Origin of the sequence: Lentzea guizhouensis, assembly GCF_001701025.1 — a bacterium.
Lineage (GTDB): Bacteria > Actinomycetota > Actinomycetes > Mycobacteriales > Pseudonocardiaceae > Lentzea > Lentzea guizhouensis.
Window position 1 is genome coordinate 1,963,622 of record NZ_CP016793.1, and the last position, 17,925, is coordinate 1,981,546.

At 70.8% G+C, this 17,925-nt stretch carries 15 protein-coding genes and 1 pseudogene; 11 read left to right on the forward strand and 5 right to left on the reverse strand.

Going from position 1 to position 17,925, the window contains the following annotated elements:
* Nucleotides 1-302 precede the first annotated feature (302 nt).
* Nucleotides 303-3,175 (reverse strand): annotated as a pseudogene (locus BBK82_RS09825) (AAA family ATPase).
* Nucleotides 3,172-4,311 carry an exonuclease SbcCD subunit D gene (locus BBK82_RS09830; RefSeq protein WP_065914721.1) on the reverse strand — a complete coding sequence of 380 codons (1,140 nt, stop codon included), beginning with the start codon at nt 4,309-4,311 and terminating at the stop codon, nt 3,172-3,174. Before BBK82_RS09830 ends, BBK82_RS09825 begins: the two are co-directional and overlap by 4 nt.
* 99 nt (nt 4,312-4,410) lie before the next feature.
* Here BBK82_RS09830 and BBK82_RS09835 point away from each other — a divergent pair, with 99 nt between their 5' ends.
* The 3 genes from BBK82_RS09835 to BBK82_RS09845 all read left to right on the forward strand — a co-directional run bounded on the left by BBK82_RS09835 (nt 4,411) and on the right by BBK82_RS09845 (nt 9,642).
* Nucleotides 4,411-5,322, forward strand: a complete 912-nt coding sequence (locus BBK82_RS09835; RefSeq protein ID WP_065914722.1) for a DNA recombination protein RmuC — start codon at nt 4,411-4,413, stop codon at nt 5,320-5,322.
* Between the two features lie 89 nt (nt 5,323-5,411).
* Complete coding sequence (locus BBK82_RS09840; protein WP_083267895.1) at nt 5,412-6,254, forward strand: DUF6542 domain-containing protein; 843 nt, start codon at nt 5,412-5,414, stop codon at nt 6,252-6,254.
* Entirely contained in the window at nt 6,247-9,642 is a 3,396-nt protein-coding gene (locus BBK82_RS09845) for an nSTAND1 domain-containing NTPase (protein WP_170067892.1), read from the forward strand. The genes BBK82_RS09840 and BBK82_RS09845 overlap by 8 nt, the downstream gene beginning before the upstream one ends.
* On the opposite strand, the gene BBK82_RS09850 is transcribed toward BBK82_RS09845, so the two are convergent.
* Nucleotides 9,639-10,583, reverse strand: a complete 945-nt coding sequence (locus BBK82_RS09850) for a 4-hydroxy-3-methylbut-2-enyl diphosphate reductase (RefSeq protein WP_179953766.1) — start codon at nt 10,581-10,583, stop codon at nt 9,639-9,641. The two genes, BBK82_RS09845 and BBK82_RS09850, sit on opposite strands and share 4 nt — an antisense overlap.
* 63 nt (nt 10,584-10,646) lie before the next feature.
* Between BBK82_RS09850 and BBK82_RS09855 the strand changes: the two genes are divergently transcribed.
* The 8 genes from BBK82_RS09855 to BBK82_RS09890 all read left to right on the forward strand — a co-directional run bounded on the left by BBK82_RS09855 (nt 10,647) and on the right by BBK82_RS09890 (nt 16,094).
* Nucleotides 10,647-11,138 (forward strand): lipid droplet-associated protein, encoded by a 492-nt coding sequence (locus tag BBK82_RS09855; RefSeq protein ID WP_065914725.1) that lies wholly within the window; start codon nt 10,647-10,649, stop codon nt 11,136-11,138.
* Nucleotides 11,135-12,370 carry an exodeoxyribonuclease VII large subunit gene (xseA, locus tag BBK82_RS09860; RefSeq protein WP_065914726.1) on the forward strand — a complete coding sequence of 412 codons (1,236 nt, stop codon included), beginning with the start codon at nt 11,135-11,137 and terminating at the stop codon, nt 12,368-12,370. The genes BBK82_RS09855 and xseA overlap by 4 nt, the downstream gene beginning before the upstream one ends.
* Nucleotides 12,360-12,704 (forward strand): sugar ABC transporter substrate-binding protein, encoded by a 345-nt coding sequence (locus tag BBK82_RS09865; protein ID WP_237048112.1) that lies wholly within the window; start codon nt 12,360-12,362, stop codon nt 12,702-12,704. Before xseA ends, BBK82_RS09865 begins: the two co-directional genes overlap by 11 nt.
* Nucleotides 12,701-12,943 carry an exodeoxyribonuclease VII small subunit gene (locus BBK82_RS09870; protein WP_065914727.1) on the forward strand — a complete coding sequence of 81 codons (243 nt, stop codon included), beginning with the start codon at nt 12,701-12,703 and terminating at the stop codon, nt 12,941-12,943. The genes BBK82_RS09865 and BBK82_RS09870 overlap by 4 nt, the downstream gene beginning before the upstream one ends.
* 67 nt (nt 12,944-13,010) lie before the next feature.
* Entirely contained in the window at nt 13,011-14,051 is a 1,041-nt protein-coding gene (glpX, locus tag BBK82_RS09875; RefSeq protein ID WP_065914728.1) for a class II fructose-bisphosphatase, read from the forward strand.
* Between the two features lie 130 nt (nt 14,052-14,181).
* Complete coding sequence (locus BBK82_RS09880; protein WP_065914729.1) at nt 14,182-14,952, forward strand: S1 family peptidase; 771 nt, start codon at nt 14,182-14,184, stop codon at nt 14,950-14,952.
* Nucleotides 14,953-15,095: 143 nt separating this feature from the next.
* Nucleotides 15,096-15,611 (forward strand): L,D-transpeptidase, encoded by a 516-nt coding sequence (locus tag BBK82_RS09885; protein ID WP_237048113.1) that lies wholly within the window; start codon nt 15,096-15,098, stop codon nt 15,609-15,611.
* 63 nt (nt 15,612-15,674) lie between these two features.
* Complete coding sequence (locus tag BBK82_RS09890) at nt 15,675-16,094, forward strand: L,D-transpeptidase (RefSeq protein ID WP_237048114.1); 420 nt, start codon at nt 15,675-15,677, stop codon at nt 16,092-16,094.
* Nucleotides 16,095-16,107: 13 nt separating this feature from the next.
* On the opposite strand, the gene BBK82_RS09895 is transcribed toward BBK82_RS09890, so the two are convergent.
* Together BBK82_RS09895 and BBK82_RS09900 are read right to left on the reverse strand one after the other, a co-directional pair.
* On the reverse strand, nt 16,108-16,845 hold the full coding sequence (locus tag BBK82_RS09895) for a hypothetical protein (protein WP_065914731.1): 738 nt from the start codon (nt 16,843-16,845) through the stop codon (nt 16,108-16,110).
* Nucleotides 16,846-16,979: 134 nt separating this feature from the next.
* The gene (locus tag BBK82_RS09900; RefSeq protein WP_065914732.1) at nt 16,980-17,912 is read right to left on the reverse strand and encodes a Glu/Leu/Phe/Val dehydrogenase dimerization domain-containing protein; all 933 of its coding nucleotides are present in this window, start codon (nt 17,910-17,912) and stop codon (nt 16,980-16,982) included.
* Nucleotides 17,913-17,925 lie beyond the last annotated feature (13 nt).

The following is a 17,925-nucleotide window of genomic DNA, read 5'->3' on the forward strand; positions in this document are numbered from 1 at the left end:
GTGAACGGCTCCGGCGGAAGAACGTGCTGGTGGACGGCTGACGGAAGAAACGCGACTGACCGACGCCCTGCCGCGCTGATCACGACTCATCAGTGCCCGGCGGTGTCGGGCGCGGCTCACCGACGCCCGACCGCGCTCACGCGACCCGGCCGACGTCTCCGCGCTGACCACGACCCGCCGGCAGGCGGCCGCGCTGACCAGGACCCGCCGCTCGGCAGGCAGCCGCGCTGGCCAGGGCCCACCCGCTCGCAGGCAGCCGCGCTGACGGTGGCAGCCGCCGCGGCTCGCACCGGAAGCGTGGATCAGGCCAGCGACACCTCCAGGGTCGAGCCGGTGCGCGCCTTGCGGACGCGCAGGCGGGTCGGGATGCGTTGGCGGAGCTCCTCGACGTGGGAGACGAGGCCGACCACGCGGCCGCCTGCCCGGAGCTCGTCGAGGGTGTTCATGACGATGTCGAGCGTGTCGGAGTCGAGGGTGCCGAAGCCCTCGTCGACGAAGAGGGTGTCGAGGAGTGCGCCGCCGGTCTCGTTGGCCACCACGTCGGCCAGGCCCAGGGCCAGGGAGAGCGAGGCGAGGAAGGACTCGCCGCCGGAGAGGGTCTTGGCCGGGCGTTCGCGGCCGGAGTAGTCGTCGAGGACGTCGAGGCTGAGACCGCCGCGGGTGCCTCTGGCGCCGGCGGAGTCGGAGTGGACGAAGCTGTAGCGGCCCTGGCTCATGCGGTGCAGGCGGGCGGAGGCGGCCACGGCGACCTCCTCCAGGCGGGCGGCCAGGATGTACGAGCGCAGGGTCATCTTCTTGGAGTTCTGGCCGCGGCCGTTGATGACGTCGGTGAGGGCGTCGAGCTCGGCGTAGGAGGCTTCGAGCGGCTCCAGGGACTTGCGTTCGGTGCGCAGGCGGGTGGCCAGTTCGCTCACGCGGTCCAGGGCGGCGCGGGCGCGGGCGAGGTTGGTGGCGGCTTCCGAGGCGGTGCTGCGGGCCGCGGCGGCCTGGGCGGTGACCTCGTCCAGGTCGACGGCGGCGGCCGGTCGACGCCGGCCAGTTCTTCGAGGGTGGCCGACGCGCTGGCGGGCGCGTTCCCAGGCCGCGATGCGGTCGTCGAGGGCCTGCAGCTTCACGGCCGGCGGGCGGCGGACAGCGCCGTCGGCACGTCCGGGAAGCCCGCCTCGGTGGCGAGGGCGGCGACCAGGGACTCCTGCTCGTGCACACGGGCCTGGGCGGCGTCGCGGGCCGTGCGGCGGTCGGCGAGGGCGACCAGGGCCTTGGCCAGGGTCAGGAGGTGGTTGCGGCGGGTCAGGACGTCCTCGTGCTCGCCGCGGGCCTCGTCCAGGCGGGCGGCGCGGACCTCGACGGTCGTGGTCAGCGACTGGTGTTCGGTGCGCAGGCCCACGAGGTCCTGTTCGACGCGGGACTTCTCGGCGCCCAGGTCGCGGGTCTTGGCCTCCAGCGCCACGAACTCGGTCTGGCGCTGCGAACGGGTGCGGGCCAGCTCGGCGGCGGCGCGGTGCTCGGCGATCACGGCGGCGGGCTCGTCGGAGCCGAGGGTGTCCCAGCACGACTGGATGCGCAGCTCGGCGGCCTGCTGAGCCCTCTCCGCGGCGTTGCGGCCCTCCAGGGCCGTCTGCTCGTCGCGGGCGGCCTCGTCCTCGTCGGCCGCGCCGACGCCGCCCAGCATGGGCTGCGCCGGGGCCGGGTGGCTCGGGGAACCGCAGACCGCGCAGGGCTTGCCGCGCTTCAACGCCGCTGCCAGCTCGATCGCCATGTTCTCGAGTCTCTGGTGCCGGACCTGCTGCAGGACGTCCTTGGCCTTCTGGTGGACGTCGATCGCCTCGTGCAGCTCCTTCTTGCGCAGCTCCAACGCCTGCAGCGCACCCGGCAGCGCCTCGGCGGCCTGGGCCTTGGCCTTCAGGCCCTCCAGCCGGGCGGAGGCCTCCACGGCGGTGTCGAGCAACGCGCGGCACTGGGCGAGGCGCTCCGGCAGCACCTCCAGCTCGGCGTTCAACGACAGCAGCCGGCGTTCGACCTGGTAGGAGGAGTGCTTGAGCTCGGAGAGACGGCGTTCGTCGGCCTTCTGGCGCTCGGCCTCCGCGGCGAGCTCACCGAGACCGCCGGCCTCCTCGCGGAACCGTTCGGCGTCCTCGCGCAGCTCGGAGCCGGTGTACCCCAGCTCCTGCAACGCGGCGGCGGCGCGGGCTTCGTCGCGCACCGCGAACTCGTAGGACTGCTGCAGCTTCGCGATCTCGGCGTGCGCGGGCACGACGGGCGCGGCGCGGCGGGCCGCGTCACGTTCGGCGAACCAGGAGGCGGAGTCGGCGTCCTCCACCCGCTTCAGCAACTCGCGGGCCTCGCGGACCCGGCGGATCTGCTCGGCGTGCACGCGGGCCTGCGCCAGCAGCGCGTCCGCGGAGTCGGCGAGACCGGCCGTCTCCACCGACCGCTCCTCCAGGTCCTTCACCGTGCGGGACAGGCGGTCCAGCACCGACTCCAGCCAGTCCGGCTCGTCGGAGGGCTCCTCACCGGCGGCCTCGGCCACGCGGTGCATCAGCTCACGGGCACCCCGCCGGCGCTCCTCCAGCACCCGGCCCGCGGTGACCCTCCTGTCGCGGAACCACTTCTCCACGTCGAGGAACCGCTCGGTGCCGAAGAGCTTCTCCAGCAGAACTTCCCGCTCGGCCGTCTCCGACCGCAGGAACTTCGCGAACTCCCCCTGCGGCAGCAGGACCACCTGGAAGAACTGCTCGTACGACATGCCCAGCAGGTCCTCGACCGCGCGCGCCACGTCGTCGATGCGGGTGATGCCCTCGCCGTCCCAGCCCTCCAGCCAGGTGAGCGAGCACTTCGCGGGCTGCGTCGTGTAGCCGCCGCCGCGCTTCTTCGGCCGGTCGAACTCCGGCGAGCGCACGATCCGGAACCGGCGGGCCTGCACCGTCAGCTCCAGCGACACCTCGGTCGGCGTCTCGGGGTCGGCGTACTCGCAGCGCAGCTTCTTCACGTCACCACGCGCGCCGGGCACCCGGCCGAACAACGCGAACGCCACCGCGTCCAGCAACGTCGTCTTGCCCGCGCCCGTGTCACCGTGCAGCAGGAACAGCCCGTCCGCGCCCAGCTCGTCGAAGTCGACGGTCTCCGGCCGCGGGTACGGACCGAACGCGGTCAGCTCGAGCCGGTGCAGCCTCATTGCTCCCGCTCCCTCGCCACCGACGCGAAAGCCTCGCGCAGCAACGCCTTCTCTGCCTCCGACGGGTCGGACCCGCGCGCGTCGGTGACGAAGCAGCAGGCCACCTCCTCGTCGGACCGGCCGCGCACCCGCTCGGCGTAGGTCATGTTGTGCTGCGGCCCGTGCTCCGGCCGCCACTCCACGTGCACCGCGTGCTCGAACCGCTTCTGCAGCTGCCGCAACGCGTCCATCGGCCGCACCTGGTCGGTCAGCACCACCGACAGGAAGTGGTCCTCCAGCGGGGTGTGCGCCGGGTCGGCCAGCACCCCCTCCAACGTGCCCGTGACCGTCGCGAGCGCGCGCGGCACCGGCAGGTCGCGCCTCTCCACGCCGACGAGCCCGCCCGCGTCGAGCTCGACCAGCCAGACGGACTTGCGGTGGCGCGCCTCGGAGAACGAGTACGCGAGCGGGCTGCCCGAGTAGCGCAGATTTTCCGCCAGCGTCTGCGGCCCGTGCAGGTGCCCCAGCGCCACGTAGTCCACGCCCGAGAAGACCTGGGAGGACACGTCCTGCACACCGCCGACCGCGATGGTCCGCTCGGACTCCGACGGCGCCCCGCCGGTGACGAACGCGTGCGCCAGCACGACCGACCGCGCCTCGCGACCGGCCAGGTCGGCCCTGACCCGCCGCATCGCCTCGGTCAGCACCCCGGCGTGGCCCTTCTCCACAACACCCAGGACGTGCCGCGCGGGCTCCGGTTCCAGGAACGGGATCCCGTACACCGCAACGGGTCCGTGCTCGTCCTCCAGCTCCACCGGCCGAGCCAGCTCCGCGATCGACGTGCGCAGGTGCAGCCCGCCGGCCGCCGCGAACTCGCCGAACACGCCGATCCGCGCCGCCGAGTCGTGGTTGCCCGGCGTGATCACGATCCGCGCCCCGGCCGCGCGGATCCTCATCAGCACCCGCGCGCACAACGACACCGCGTCCGCCGACGGCACCGCCCGGTCGTACAGGTCGCCGGAGATGACGACCACGTCGACCTTCTCGGAAGCGACCAGGTCAGCGAGGCCGCCCAGCACCGACTCCTGCTCCACGAGCAGGTCGCGACCGTGGAACGTCCGCCCCACGTGCCAGTCGGAGGTGTGCAGGATCCGCATGGGCCCAACCGTAGAGACGGGGTCTGACAAAACCCCGGGAGGGTTCCCGGCGTGTCACCCGATCGAGTTCAACTTCGGTGGGGGAGCATCATCGGTGCCGTGACCGCAGTGATCATCACCGCCTCGCTCGTCCTGGCCCTCGTGTGCGCCGGGGCGCTGGTGTTCGTCTGGCGCCTGTACCAGGACAGCGTCCGGCGGACCGACGAAGCCATGCACGCCATCCAAGCCGAACGCGCGCGCGTGGACGCGCAGCAAGCCGCGTTGCAACGGTATGAAGTGGCGTTCTCCAGCGTCTCCGGCCGCGGCGAACTCGGTGAACAGGTGCTCGTCGAGACGGCGCGCGCGCTCGGGCTGAGGGAAAACCTGCACTACACGCTGCAGACCGACGTGGCGGGCGGCGGCTCGGTCCGTCCCGACATGGTGCTCAACGTCGGCGGCGGCCGCGCGGTCCCGGTCGACTCGAAGATGTCGATGGCGACCTGGGCGGAGGCGGTCGAGACCGACGACCCGCAGGAACGCCAGGACGCCCTGCGCGTGCACGTCCGCAACATCCGCTCGCGCGCCGCCGAACTGGCCGGCAAGGGCTACCAGCGGTGGGCCGACGCGATCTACGGCACGATCATGTTCGTGCCCAACGACGGCGCCGTCGTCGCCGCCCTGGACACCGACCCCGAGCTGCTGCGCTGGCTGCTGGACCGCCGCGTGTTCCTGTGCGGCCCGACCGGGTTCGCGGTGATCGCCTCCTCGGCGATGTTCGCGGTGACCGAACGGGCGCTGGCCGACGACGTCGAACAGGTCCGCGTGCAGGCGGGCCGGGCCCACCGCGCCGCCGACACGGCCATCGACGCGGTCAACCTCTCCAGCACCCACCTGCAGCGCTTCCTCTCGGCCCGGCGCCGGGAGCTGGACGCACTGGAGGGCTTCCGGGCCAGCGTGGAACCACTCACCGACGCCTCCGCCACCCCAACGCCCCTCCCGCTCGTCCGAAGGGCGGACGAACAGTCCGCTTAAAACGCACAGAGCGTGCAACCAGGTTGCTTCTGGGTGAGATAACCACGGACTGACGAACACCGAATGGCCGAACGGCTACCGTGTGCCTCGTGAGTGAGCTGCGTGACCGTCAGGACGACCTCGACGAGGTCGAGGACTACGACGCCGTGCCGTGGAACTACCGGGCCATCGGCGGGTCGTTCAAGGGCATCCCGTGGTGGGCCGCGATCCTCTGCGCGTTCATCCCGGCGGCCATCAGTGCGTTCATCGACATCAACGCCACCAAGACCGTCGGCTGGACGTTCAACGTCGCGTTCTTCATCGGCGCGCTCGCCGCGATCCTGCTGGTCCAGCGCCGCAGCCTGTTCGCCCCGATGGTGCAGCCGCCGCTGATCCTCGCCGCCACCGTCCCGCTGCTGGTCCTGATGGGCGGCGGCGTGCAGAAGGGCGGCCTCGCCGCCATGGCGCTGAACCTGGGCAAGCCGCTGATCGACAGCTTCCCGGTCATGGCCATCACCACCGCCGTCACCGTGGCGCTGGGCGTCCTGCGCATCTTCCTGCAGAAGGACCCGAACCGCCCGACCGCCGACGAGGTCCGCGAGGCGAAGGCCGAGATCAAGTCGCGCAACAAGCCGGCCCGCAAGCCCGCGCGCGAGCGCGAGGAGGTCGTGGAGGAGCCCGAGGAGCGTCCGCGCCGTCCACGACCCGAGGGGGCCCCTGCGCGTCGGCCGCGTCCTGAGGGTGCGCCGGCTCGCCGGCGCGACCGGAAGGTGCGGCCCGGGGCGAGCGCCCGGCTGGGCAGCGCCGGCCCCGGCCACCGCGCGACGACCGCTGACCTGGTAAATCGCGCGCGGTCCGTTGTACGGGATCGCAGCCGCCAACCACGTACAACGGATCACGGACAACAACGGCCTGATCAACGCCCACTCTGCGAGCATGAGTTCGATGCCTAGAGGGGAACGTCCGCTGGACGACGGCGACTCACCGCTGTTGTCGTTCGCGGCAGAGTTGAGACAACTCCGCACCGACGCCGGCAAGCCGAGCTACCGGGAGTTGGCGCGCATCGCGCACTTCTCGGCGAGCACGCTGTCGGACGCGGCCGGCGGGCGGAAGCTGCCGGGGCTCGACGTGACGCTCGCGTACGTCAGGGCGTGTGGCGGCAACGGGGAGCGTTGGGAGCAACGGTGGCATGACCTCGCCGTTCAACTGGCGCAGAGTCAGGTCAACGACGGACCGTCGCCGTACGTGGGATTGAAGGCGTTCGCGAGAGAGGACGCCGACCGGTTCTTCGGACGTGAGGCGCTCACCAACGCGTTGCTCGAACGACTCGAACGGCAGCGGTTCCTCGCCGTGTTCGGGGCGTCGGGTGAAGGCAAGTCGTCGTTGCTGAGGGCCGGTATCGCGCCCGGGTTCGCGAACGCGGTCGTCTTCAGTCCCGGCGCCGACCCGGACACCGCCATCGCCGAAGCCCTCGCGCAGGACCCGGACCTGCTGGTCGTGGACCAGTTCGAAGAGGTCTTCACGCTGTGCGAGGACGCCACGCAACGGCAGGTGTTCCTCGCGTCGCTGCTGAACGCGAAGTGCAAGACGGCGATCGCCATCCGGTCCGACTACTACCCGAACTGCGCGGAACACCCCGAGCTCGCCCAAGCGCTCACGGACGCACAGGTGCTCCTCGGCACGATGAGCCCTGACGAGCTGAGGCGCGCTATCACCCAGCCCGCGGCGAAGGCCGGGTGCACGGTCGAGACGGCGTTGCTGACCACCATCGTGGCCGAGGCGGCCGGCCGCAACGGGGTATTGCCGCTGGTCAGCCACGCCCTGCAGGAGACCTGGTACCGGCGCAGGGGCAACACGCTCACGCTCGCCGGCTACCAGGCGGTGGGCGGTATCCACGGTGCGCTCGCGCAGAGTGCCGAGACCGCGTACGCCGAACTCGACGAAGAACAGCAACGGCTCGCCAAGCAGCTCCTCCTCCGACTGAGCACTGACGGCGCGAAGAGGCCTATCCCGCGTACGGACGTCGTGGGCGAAGAGGTGCTCAACGTCCTCGCCGACGCACGGCTCATCACGGTCGACGAGCACACCGTCGAGGTCACGCACGAGGCGTTGTTCCGCACCTGGCCTCGGCTGCGGGAGTGGCTCGACGAGGACCGCGAGGGCCTGAAGACCCACCGCAGGCTCACCGAGGCCGCCCGCGTGTGGGAAGAGCTCGGCCGCGACACCGGCGCCCTCTACCGCACGGCCCGGCTGGCCTCGGCGACCGAGTGGCTCGGCCGCAGCGAACCCGAGCTCACGCGGACCGAGCGGGACTTCCTGCAAGCGTCCAAGCACCTCGAACGCCGCCGCACGACCCGGCTCAAGTGGGCGGCAGCAGGGCTCATCACACTGCTGCTGATCACCACCGTCAGCGCGACGGTCGCCATCTCGCAGATGCGCGCGGTGCAGGAAGCCAGTGACATCGCCCAGTCACAACAACTGGCCGCGCTATCGGAAGCACTTGTCGCGAGCAACCCGGAACTGGCCGCCAGCAAGGCCGTCGAGGCTTACCGGACGCACCCGACGCCCGAAGCCCGCGGCAGGCTGCTCAGCACCGCCACGGCCGGACGCGCGCGCACGCTGTCACACGAGGGCACTCTCTCGATGGGGTTCGGCAAGGATTTCGTCGCCTTGGGCCAACGGGACGGCGTGCAGCTCTACGACGCCACCACCCTCAAGCCCACCGTGAAGCTGAGCACCTCCGCGAGCAACGGCCTGGTCAGCTGGGACAACGTGACCGGTGGCACCGGCGTGGCCATCGAGGAGAAGGACGGCCGGGTCACCTACTGGAGCGCACCGGACGCCCAGCCGGTCGTGCTGCGCGAGGTCGGCGAAGCACACGGGCTGATGTTCGCCGCGGACGGCGGAGCGGTGCTCATCGGCACCTCGCTGTGGGACCTGCAGACCCGGCGGGTCAGGCACGAGATCCCCGTCGACCGGCGCGCCGGGGTCGTCGCGCTCAGCCCCGACGCCAGGGTGGTCGTGGTGTCGCACGGGGTGGAGGTCGTGCTGTGGGAGCTGGCCACCGGACGGCGGATCAACGGCTTCAGCACCGGCACGAGCGACGTCAACGGCCTGGCCGCACTGCCGGACGGCCGGCTCGCGGTGGCCGGGCGGGACGGCCGGGTGCAGCTGTGGAACACCGCCACGGGCACCCTCGTCACCACGGTCACGAACTACCAGACCCCCGCGTCGGTGTCGGTCAGCTCCGACGGCACGCTGCTCGCCTCGTCCGGCATCGGCGGCACCGCGGTGCACCTGTACGACCTCGTCCACAACGTCGCGCTGGCTCCGATCGACGCCGGCGGGGACGGCTCCAGGGCGTTCTTCGCACCCGACGGCACCATCGGGGTGCTCGGGCCGGCGGGCCACGTGCGGTTCTGGCCTCCCGGCAGCGTTGCAGCGATCAGCGCGCACCAGGTGCGCGCGCTCAGCGTCGAAGACGACGGCACGATCCTCACGTTCAACGACGCCGGCGTGTTCGAACGCCGTGACGGCACCACGCTCGCGGTCACGAGTCGCACCACGACCGGTACAGGCGGTCAGGTCGTCGCCGAGTTCTCCCCCGACCGCCGTCAGGTCGTCAGCGGTGCCACCGGGTCACCGCTGACCGTGCGCGACGTCGCGACCGGGCGCACGGTCCGCGACCTCGCCGACCCGAGCTTCACGAACCAGCGCACGCCGCCGGACTCGGTCGCGTTCGGTCCGCACGGTGTGGTGACGACCGGTGGTGACGTGCCGGCGGGGGCGTGGACGGCGCTGCACGACAGGTCCGCGCCACCGCGACCGGTCACGAGCCTGCACGACGGCAGGTCGACGGTCGTCGCGTTCGGCAGCCGCCAGGACGAGGTGGTGCTGGGTTCCTCCAGCGGCCAGGTGACCGTGCGCGACATCAGGTCGTGGGAGGCATCTGTGCTCCCACGCAGGCACGACGGACCGGTGCGCGCGCTCGCGATGTCCCCCGACAGACGCCTGATGGCCAGCGCCGGGGAAGACGGCATGATCCTGCTCTGGGACACCGCCACCCGGCAGCCGGTCGGTGAGCTGCGCGGCCACAACGGCACGGTCACCGCGCTGGCGTTCAGCCCCGACTCGACCCGGCTCGCCAGCGGCGGCGACGACCACGCCGCCGTGGTCTGGGACGTCGGGTCACGGTCGGCGTGGGCCACCCTGCGGGGACACGGCAAGCCGGTCACGCACCTGGCGTGGCACCGGGACGGCACCACGCTCGTCTCGGCCGGCCAGGACGCGGTGCTGCGGTGGGGCCTGGACGTGGACCAGGCCCTGCGCGGCCTCGGTTAGCGGACGAGGTCCTTGCGGAGCTCGCGCGGCAGCGAGAACGTGATCCGCTCGTTCGCCGTCGTGATCTCCTCGACCTCACCGAACCCGTGCGTCTCCAGGAACTTCAGCAGCTCCATCACCAGCAGGTCCGGCACCGACGCGCCGGAGGTGACGCCGACGGTCTCGACGCCCTCGAGCCACGCCAGGTCGACCTCCTTGGCGTAGTCGATCAGGTAGGAGGCCTTGGCGCCGTGCTGCAGCGCCACCTCGACCAGGCGGACCGAGTTCGAGGAGTTCTGGGAGCCCACGACCAGCACCAGGTCGCACGACGGCGCCATCGTCTTCACCGCGGTCTGGCGGTTCGAGGTGGCGTAGCAGATGTCGTCCGACGGCGGGTCCTGCAGCTCGGGGAAGCGGTCCTTGAGCTGCCGGACGCGCACCATGGTCTCGTCGACCGAGAGCGTGGTCTGCGACAGCCAGATCACCTTCGACGGGTCGCGCACCTCGACGGTGGCGGCGTCCTCGGCGGTGTCCACGAGCTGCACGTGGTCGGGCGCCTCACCGGCGGTGCCCTCGACCTCTTCGTGCCCCTCGTGGCCGATCAGGAGGATGTCGTAGTCCTCCTTGGCGAACCGCACGGCTTCCTTGTGGACCTTGGTCACCAGCGGGCAGGTCGCGTCGATGGTGCGCAACGACCGCTGCTCGGCCTCCGCGTGCACCGCCGGCGACACGCCGTGCGCCGAGAACACCACGAGCGCGCCCTCGGGGACCTCGTCGGTCTCGTTGACGAAGATCGCGCCCCGGTCGGACAGGGTCTCCACGACGTACTTGTTGTGGACGATCTCCTTGCGCACGTAGACGGGAGCGCCGTACTTCTCGAGGGCGAGCTCGACCGTCTCGACGGCACGATCAACGCCCGCGCAGTAACCACGCGGCTTCGCCAACAGGACTCGCTTGGGCATGCCTCCAGGGTACCCAGGCCCGTTCCTAGGCATTCGATGCGCTGGTGCGGCAGGCTAGAGCGCATGAAGCCACTGCCATTGGGTGTCCGCGTCGCCGCCGGGCTCGCGGTGACCGCCCTCGAACAGGCCCGCAAGCTGCCCCAGCAGCTCGCCGGACTCCCGTTGACGGTGGTCAGCGAGGCGATGCAGCTGTCGATGCGCGTGCAGCAGCATGTGACCGAACTCGCCATCAAGGGCGATGACGTCCTCTCCGGACTGAGGCCGGCCGAGGAAGAGCCGGAGTGGGCGACGTTCGACGAGGACGAGACGCCCGTCACGACTTCTCAGGAAACTCCCGCCGACGACCCGTGGGAAGAAGAAGAGCGCGCGCTCGCCGAGGTGCCGGAGTTCCTGCCGTCCTACGACGAGCTGTCGATCGCCCAGCTGCGCGCGCGGTTGCGCAATCTCTCTCTTGAGCACCTCGAAGAGCTGCTGCGCTACGAGAAGGACCATGCGGGCCGGCCCGAGTTCATCGGGATGCTCAACCGGCGGATCGCGACGGTCAAGACTCAGTGACCGACAAATCCACGCCGGAGAACCCGTGGCCGGTGCGGACGGTCGCGCGCAAGCTGCTCGACTGGATCAACAGGCTCGGCGAGGTCTGGGTCGAGGGCCAGGTCACGCAGCTCAACGCCCGCAGCTCCACGGCGTTCCTGACCCTGCGCGACCCGAGCGTCGACATGTCCATGTCGATCACCGCGAGCTCCGGGATGGTGCGCGAGCTGCAGCTGACCGAGGGCAGCCGGGTGATCGTGCACGGCAAGATCAGCTTCTACCCGAACCGCGGCACGCTCTCGTTGCGCGCCGACGAGATCCGCGCGGTCGGCATCGGTGAGCTGCTCGCCCGCATCGAACGGCTGCGCAAGCTGCTGCACGCCGAGGGCCTGTTCGACCCGCGCCGCAAGCGCAGGCCGCCGTTCCTGCCGCAGAAGATCGGACTCGTCACCGGACGCGCCTCCGCCGCCGAGCGCGACGTGCTGACGAACGCGCGGAACCGTTGGCCCGGCGCGCACTTCCGCGTCATCAACGTCGCCGTGCAGGGCCCGACCGCGGTCACCCAGGTGATGACCGCACTGTCCACTTTGGACCGCGACCCGGAGTGCGACGTGATCATCATCGCCCGCGGCGGCGGCAGCGTGGAGGACCTGCTGCCGTTCTCCGACGAGGCGATGTGCCGCGCGGTCGCGTCGTGCCGCACGCCGGTGCTGTCCGCGATCGGGCACGAACCGGACACCCCGCTCATTGACCACGTCGCTGACGTGCGTTGTTCGACTCCCACCGACGCGGGCAAACGGGTGGTTCCCGACGTCGCCGAGGAGAGTGAACGGGTCCGGCAGATGCGCGACCGCGGCCGGCGCGCGCTGCACGGCTGGGTCGACCGCGAACGCCGCCTGCTCGACCAGCTGCGCTCACGACCTGTGCTTTCGGACCCGTACGGTCCGCTCGACCGCAGGGCCGAAGAGGTGAACCGGATGCGCGAGCAGGGTCGGCGGGCCGTCACGCAACGTCTCGACCGCGAGGACGTCCACCTCTCCGGGACGAAAGCCCGCTTGACGACCCTCGGACCAGCCGCCACGCTGGCCCGCGGATATGCCGTTGTGCAGCTCGTCACACCCGACGGGCCGGACGGCGTGTTGCGGTCTGTGACGGACGCCCCGAGCGGAACACAGCTGCGGGTACGCGTCGTTGACGGAGCAGTGCGAGCAGTGGTCACTGATTCGGGAGGGGGAGGTACCGATGATGCGTGATGCCGTGTTCCTGCCCCTGACGATGGAGGCGGCCGGTGAGTGCGCGTCCGGGCTGCAGACCTTGGCGGAGGCGGCGAACAAGGCCGCCGCGGCGTGCTGGACCGAGCTGGTGGGCGCCTGCGACCCGCCCAGCCGCCGCACGCTGATCCTCACGCTGCACGACCTGAGCGAGGCGACGGCGGGCACGGTGCAGTACCGGCGCGTCGCGGAGGCCGAGGCGCTCATCGACGAGGCGGTGCGAGAGGGTGACGGCGAGGAGTTCGCGGAGGCGCTGGTCGGGTACGACCTGGCCGTCGCGACCGTGCTGAGCCGCCTGAGGAGCCAGTCCGCGTGAGTTCGGAAACGCAACAGGAAGCCACCCAGAGGGAAACACTGGGTTACGAAGCCGCCCGCGACGAGCTGGTCGAGGTGGTCCGCAAGCTGGAGGCCGGTGGCCTGTCGCTGGAGGACTCGCTCGCGCTCTGGGAACGCGGTGAGCAGCTCGCCAAGACGTGTGAGCAGCATCTCGCCGGTGCGCGCGAGCGAATCGATGCAGCTCTCGCTGTGGTCGAGGAGGACGTTTCGCAGGCGTGATCCCGTGCAAGGATTCAGATTGCCGATCACAAACCCGGCACGCTGAGTAGTCGCATGGAGGCGCGCAATGGTGAACACCCCCGCGGAACGACGTCGCGAAGCCCCGGACCGGAACCTGGCGCTGGAGCTCGTGCGCGTCACCGAGGCCGCGGCCATGGCCGCCGGCCGGTGGGTGGGACGCGGCGACAAGAACGGCGGTGACGGCGCCGCGGTCGACGCGATGCGCAAGCTGATCCACACCGTGTCGATGCGCGGTGTCGTCGTGATCGGCGAGGGCGAGAAGGACGAGGCGCCCATGCTGTTCAACGGCGAGGAGGTCGGCAACGGCGAAGGCCCCGAGTGCGACGTCGCGGTCGACCCGATCGACGGCACCACGCTGATGGCCAAGGGCATGCCGAACGCGCTGGCCGTGCTCGCGGTGGCCGAGCGCGGGGCGATGTTCGACCCGTCCGCCGTGTTCTACATGGAGAAGCTGGCCGTGGGCCCGGAGGCGGCCGACGTCATCGACATCTCCGCGCCGCTCGCGGAGAACATCCGCCGGGTCGCGAAGGCCAAGCACAGCGACGTGTCCGACGTGAACGTCTGCATCCTCGACCGGCCCCGGCACGAGAAGATCGTGCAGGAGGTCCGGGCGGCCGGTGCCCGCATCCACTTCATCTCCGACGGCGACGTGGCGGGGGCGATCGCGGCGGCCAGGCCCACCTCGGGCGTGGACATGCTCGTGGGCATCGGCGGCACGCCGGAGGGCATCATCGCGGCGGCGGCGCTGAAGTGCGTCGGTGGCGCGATCCAGGGCCGGCTGTGGCCCAAGGACGACGAGGAGCGCGAGAAGGCGATCGGCGCGGGCCACGACCTGTCCCGCGTGCTCACGACGAACGACCTCGTCTCGGGCGACAACGTCTTCTTCTGCGCGACCGGCGTGACCGACGGCGACCTGCTGCGCGGCGTGCACTACCGCGCGGGCGGCTGCACGACCCAGTCGATCGTCATGCGGTCGAAGTCCGGCACCGTGCGCATGATCGACGGGTTCCACAGCCTGCACAAGCTGCGGGAATACGCCAGCGTCGACTTCGACTTCCCCGAGCACGTGCAGCAGCCGCTGCCGTGACGTCGCATTCACTGTGAACTGTGAACGCTCGGTAACCAGACGAGTGACCCTAGTGACAGTGTGACCTCCGTCCTTAGTTTCGCTCCTGACCCCGGCAACCCTGCGCCGGGTTCAGGAAAGGAACTCAACGATGAGGGCACGTTCGTTGTTCTCCGCAGTCGTCGTGGCCGCGGGCGCTCTGCTCGCCTCGGCCGTCTCGGCGACGGCGGCCCCGACCCCCACCGCTGACGGCGAGGTCTCGCCGATGATCGTGGGTGGCGGCAACGCGACCCAGGTCTACTCCTGGATGGTCTCCCTGCAGAGCACCTCCGGAAGCCACTTCTGCGGTGGCACGTTGATCAAGGCCAACTGGGTCGTGACGGCGAAGCACTGCGTCCAGGGCTCGTCGGCGGCGTCGGTCCGCACGCGCATCGGCACGACCAACCGCACCAGCGGCGGCACGGTCACCGGCGCGTCCCGGATCGTCAACCACCCGTCGGCCGACCTGGCGCTGGTGCAGCTCAACACCTCGGTCAGCCAGGCGCCCGCCGCCGTGTCGGCCGCATCCGGCCCGGTCGGCACCGCCACCCGCATCATCGGCTGGGGCCAGACCTGCCCGACCCGCGGCTGCGGTGGCGCTCCGATCACCCTGCAGGAGCTGAACACGTCGATCGTGACGGACAGCCGTTGCGCCGGCATCAGCGGTGCGTCGGAGATCTGCACCAACAACACCGGTGGCAACAAGGGCGCCTGCTACGGCGACTCGGGTGGCCCGCAGGTGAAGTCCGTGAACGGCCGCTGGGAGCTCATCGGCGCGACCAGCCGCTCCGGTGGTGGCGCGACCTGCGCGACCGCTCCGTCGATCTACGTGGACGTCCCGTACTACCGCTCGTGGATCAGCCAGTACGCCGGTGCCGTCTAAACCCTGTAGTCGCTGACGGCCAGTAAACGCATTCCGAAGGCCCGTCTTCCATTCGTTATGGGAGGCGGGCCTTCCGCGTTGCAACCCCGGTGATCCCCCCGTCGTCTACATCGACAAGGGATCCAACACAGGGGGTGTGTGCGATGCGGATGCTGATTGCGGCGGTCGCGTTGATGTCGGTGGCGGGGTGCGCTTCTGGCGCGGTGCAGGCGGATCCGCAGACTCCTCCCCCGGCGGTTTCCTCATCCACACCGACGTCTTCGTCCACGCCGCCGCCTCCTCCCCCGCCGCCACCGCCGGTCGTGAAGCCCACGCCGTGCGAGATCAGCGACGGCGCGTGCATCCAGCTCTCCACGAACCAGACCTGGCTCGTGCAGGGCGACAAGATCACCTACGGCCCGGTGCCGATCACCCACGGCCGCAAGGGCCACGAGACGCCGGTCGGGAAGTTCCCGGTGCTGTGGAAGGTGAAGGACGACTGGAGCATCCCGTACAACGGGCCGATGCCGTGGTCGACCTACTTCACCAGCGGCGGCATCGCGTTCCACGAGGGATCGCTGACCGAGCTCTCACACGGGTGCATCCACCTGGCGCCGGCGGCGGCTCAGCACTACTTCACCACCCTCGCCGTCGGCGACATGGTGCAGGTCGTCGCCTGATTGCTTCCGCCGGTGATTGAAGTCACCGCGCAGTGGTTATCCCATCACCGAGGGGTGATGAGGATGCGAGTTCTGATCACGACGGTGCTCCTGCTCCTCGGTTTCGCGGCAACTGCCGCGCCCGCCCAGGCTTTGGCGGGATGCACCGTCTACAACGGAGCGTGCCTGGAGAAGCACTCGAACCTGGCGTGGCTGGTCTACAACGGACAGACGAGCTACGGCCCGGTGAAGGTGAGTCACGGCAAACCGGGGTACGAGACCCCGGTCGGCACGTTCTCGGTGTTGCGCAAGGTGAAGAACGACTGGAGTGTCCCCTACAACGGACCGATGCCGAACGCGGTGTACTTCACCACGACCGGTATCGCGTTCCACCAGGGCGACACGGCTGTCCAGTCGCACGGGTGCATCCGCATGACGCTTGATGCATCCCAGGTGTTCTACGACAACCTGATTGTCGGCGAGAAGGTCCAGGTGCTGCCGTAGTCCAGGCACCACCTCAACCGATGGCTGCCCACCAGCTGCCGTTGTCGCGTCCCAGCACGGAGGCGCGGCCCGCCAGCCCGGTGGGCAGCCAGCCTGCCAGCCGTTCGAGCTCCTCGCCCGCCAGGACCAGCGCGGTCTCCTCGTTGAGCGCGAGGTCGTCGAGCAGCGCCGGGATCTCCACCCTGCTGAAGTCCACATCGGACACCAGCCGGCCGGGGGTGGCGAGGTTGGGCCTGACCGCCCGCCAGCCCTCGAAGCCCTCCCACGCGAGCTCGTCCGCGTCGAGCGGGAACTCCTCGATCTTGGGTGACACGAGCGCGACCGTTCCGCCGAACCGCTTCGCCAGCGTGTCCAGCCGGCGCGGGTGTGCCAGGTCGTCCGGCTTCCTGTTGGTGCGCCGGTATTCCACGCCGAGCCGCCTGGCCACCCGGTCCACCGCCGCGTGCACGCCGTCCTCCAGCGCCGCCACCACCAGCTCCACGTCGCGGGTGGTGTTGAGCGCGTCCGGCAGCGCCAGCTGCACGACCGCGAAGCCCGGCGTGAACGCGACGTCCGGCACCAGCCGCTCCGGCAACGTCAGCTCGACCAGCACGTCACCGCCCCAGCGCGCCGTGTCGACCGCCGCGTTCACCCGGCGTTCGACCAGGTCGGCGAGCGGCTGCCAGTACACCGTGCGCGGCCGCTCCCGCGTCGTCGGCCCGACCCACCACGGCATGCCGGGCACCACGTCGGCCCAGAAAACGTGAATCACAGATCCCCCAGGGGTTGCTCGCTGCGCGTCCCCCTGACACGCACAACCCGTCATTTGGATCCAGGGTACTGGGCAGCGCCAGCGCCGATCCCGGCTTGCTCCCACCGCGGGACCGGCACCGGTCTGCCACGGCGTCAGGCGAGCAAGCGGCGCACCGTCCCGGCAATGGCGTCCACGCGCTCGAGCGCCGACTCGTGGTCCAGGCCCTCGTCCTCCCGGGCGAGCGTGTAGACCACCCCGCCCGCGCTGGCCACGTGGTCCGGCACCCACACGATCCCGCGTTCGGCCAGCAGGCCCGCGACCGAGTCGTCGGTGAGCTGGTTGTTCGCCGGCCCCACGACCAGCCGGACGTCCAGCGCCCGCACGACCTCCGGGCTGAGCACCCCGCCGACCGCCGCGGGCACCAGCACGTCGGCGCTCGTCGTGTACGCCTCCTCCGGCGCCACCCAGCCGAACTCGTCCGTCCGCCTGCTCCCGTCCACATCGGACACCAGCACGTCCGCTCCCGGCAGCCCGCGCGCGACCAGCTCACCGACCGAGCCGAACCCGCTGATCACGACCTTCTTGCCGGTCAGGTCCGCGCTGCCGAACACCTTCTCCGCCGCCGCACCCAACGCCGCCAGCACCCCGCGCGCCGTCGGACCGCTCGACGAGCCCGTGCCGCCGTGCTCCTCCGGCAGGCAGTAGGCGTGCGGGGTGAGCTCGCGCAGCACCACCATGTCGTCCGGCCCGGTGCCGACGTCCGGGCCCGCCTGGTACTGCCCGCCGAAGGAGTTGATCAGGTCGGCGTGGTCGAGCAGCACCGCGCGCCGCAGCTCGGGCGTGAGCGGCCGGTCGACCACGATGACGCTCTTGGCACCGCCGTGCGCGATCCCGGCCGCCGCGCACTTGAGCGTCATCGCCTTCGACAGCCGCAGCACGTCCGTGACGGCGTCGTTGATCGTCGGATACGCCTTCATCCGGCAGCCGCCGACCGCCGGGCCCGCCTCACTGGAGTGGATGGCGACCATCGTGGTCATCCCCGAGCGCCGGCCGGTGCGCACGACCAGCTGTTCGTGTTCCCACATCTTGCGTCCTCCC

Coding starts and splice junctions, on each gene's coding strand:
- BBK82_RS09845 (WP_170067892.1), top strand. CDS start 6,247: ATGCCTAGAGGGGAACGTCCGCTGGACGACGGCGACTCACCGCTGTTG.
- BBK82_RS09855 (WP_065914725.1), top strand. CDS start 10,647: ATGAAGCCACTGCCATTGGGTGTCCGCGTCGCCGCCGGGCTCGCGGTG.
- BBK82_RS09900 (WP_065914732.1), bottom strand. CDS start 17,912: ATGTGGGAACACGAACAGCTGGTCGTGCGCACCGGCCGGCGCTCGGGG.
- BBK82_RS09850 (WP_179953766.1), bottom strand. CDS start 10,583: ATGCCCAAGCGAGTCCTGTTGGCGAAGCCGCGTGGTTACTGCGCGGGC.
- BBK82_RS09885 (WP_237048113.1), top strand. CDS start 15,096: ATGCGGATGCTGATTGCGGCGGTCGCGTTGATGTCGGTGGCGGGGTGC.
- BBK82_RS09880 (WP_065914729.1), top strand. CDS start 14,182: ATGAGGGCACGTTCGTTGTTCTCCGCAGTCGTCGTGGCCGCGGGCGCT.
- BBK82_RS09890 (WP_237048114.1), top strand. CDS start 15,675: ATGCGAGTTCTGATCACGACGGTGCTCCTGCTCCTCGGTTTCGCGGCA.
- BBK82_RS09830 (WP_065914721.1), bottom strand. CDS start 4,311: ATGCGGATCCTGCACACCTCCGACTGGCACGTGGGGCGGACGTTCCAC.
- glpX (WP_065914728.1), top strand. CDS start 13,011: ATGGTGAACACCCCCGCGGAACGACGTCGCGAAGCCCCGGACCGGAAC.
- BBK82_RS09865 (WP_237048112.1), top strand. CDS start 12,360: ATGATGCGTGATGCCGTGTTCCTGCCCCTGACGATGGAGGCGGCCGGT.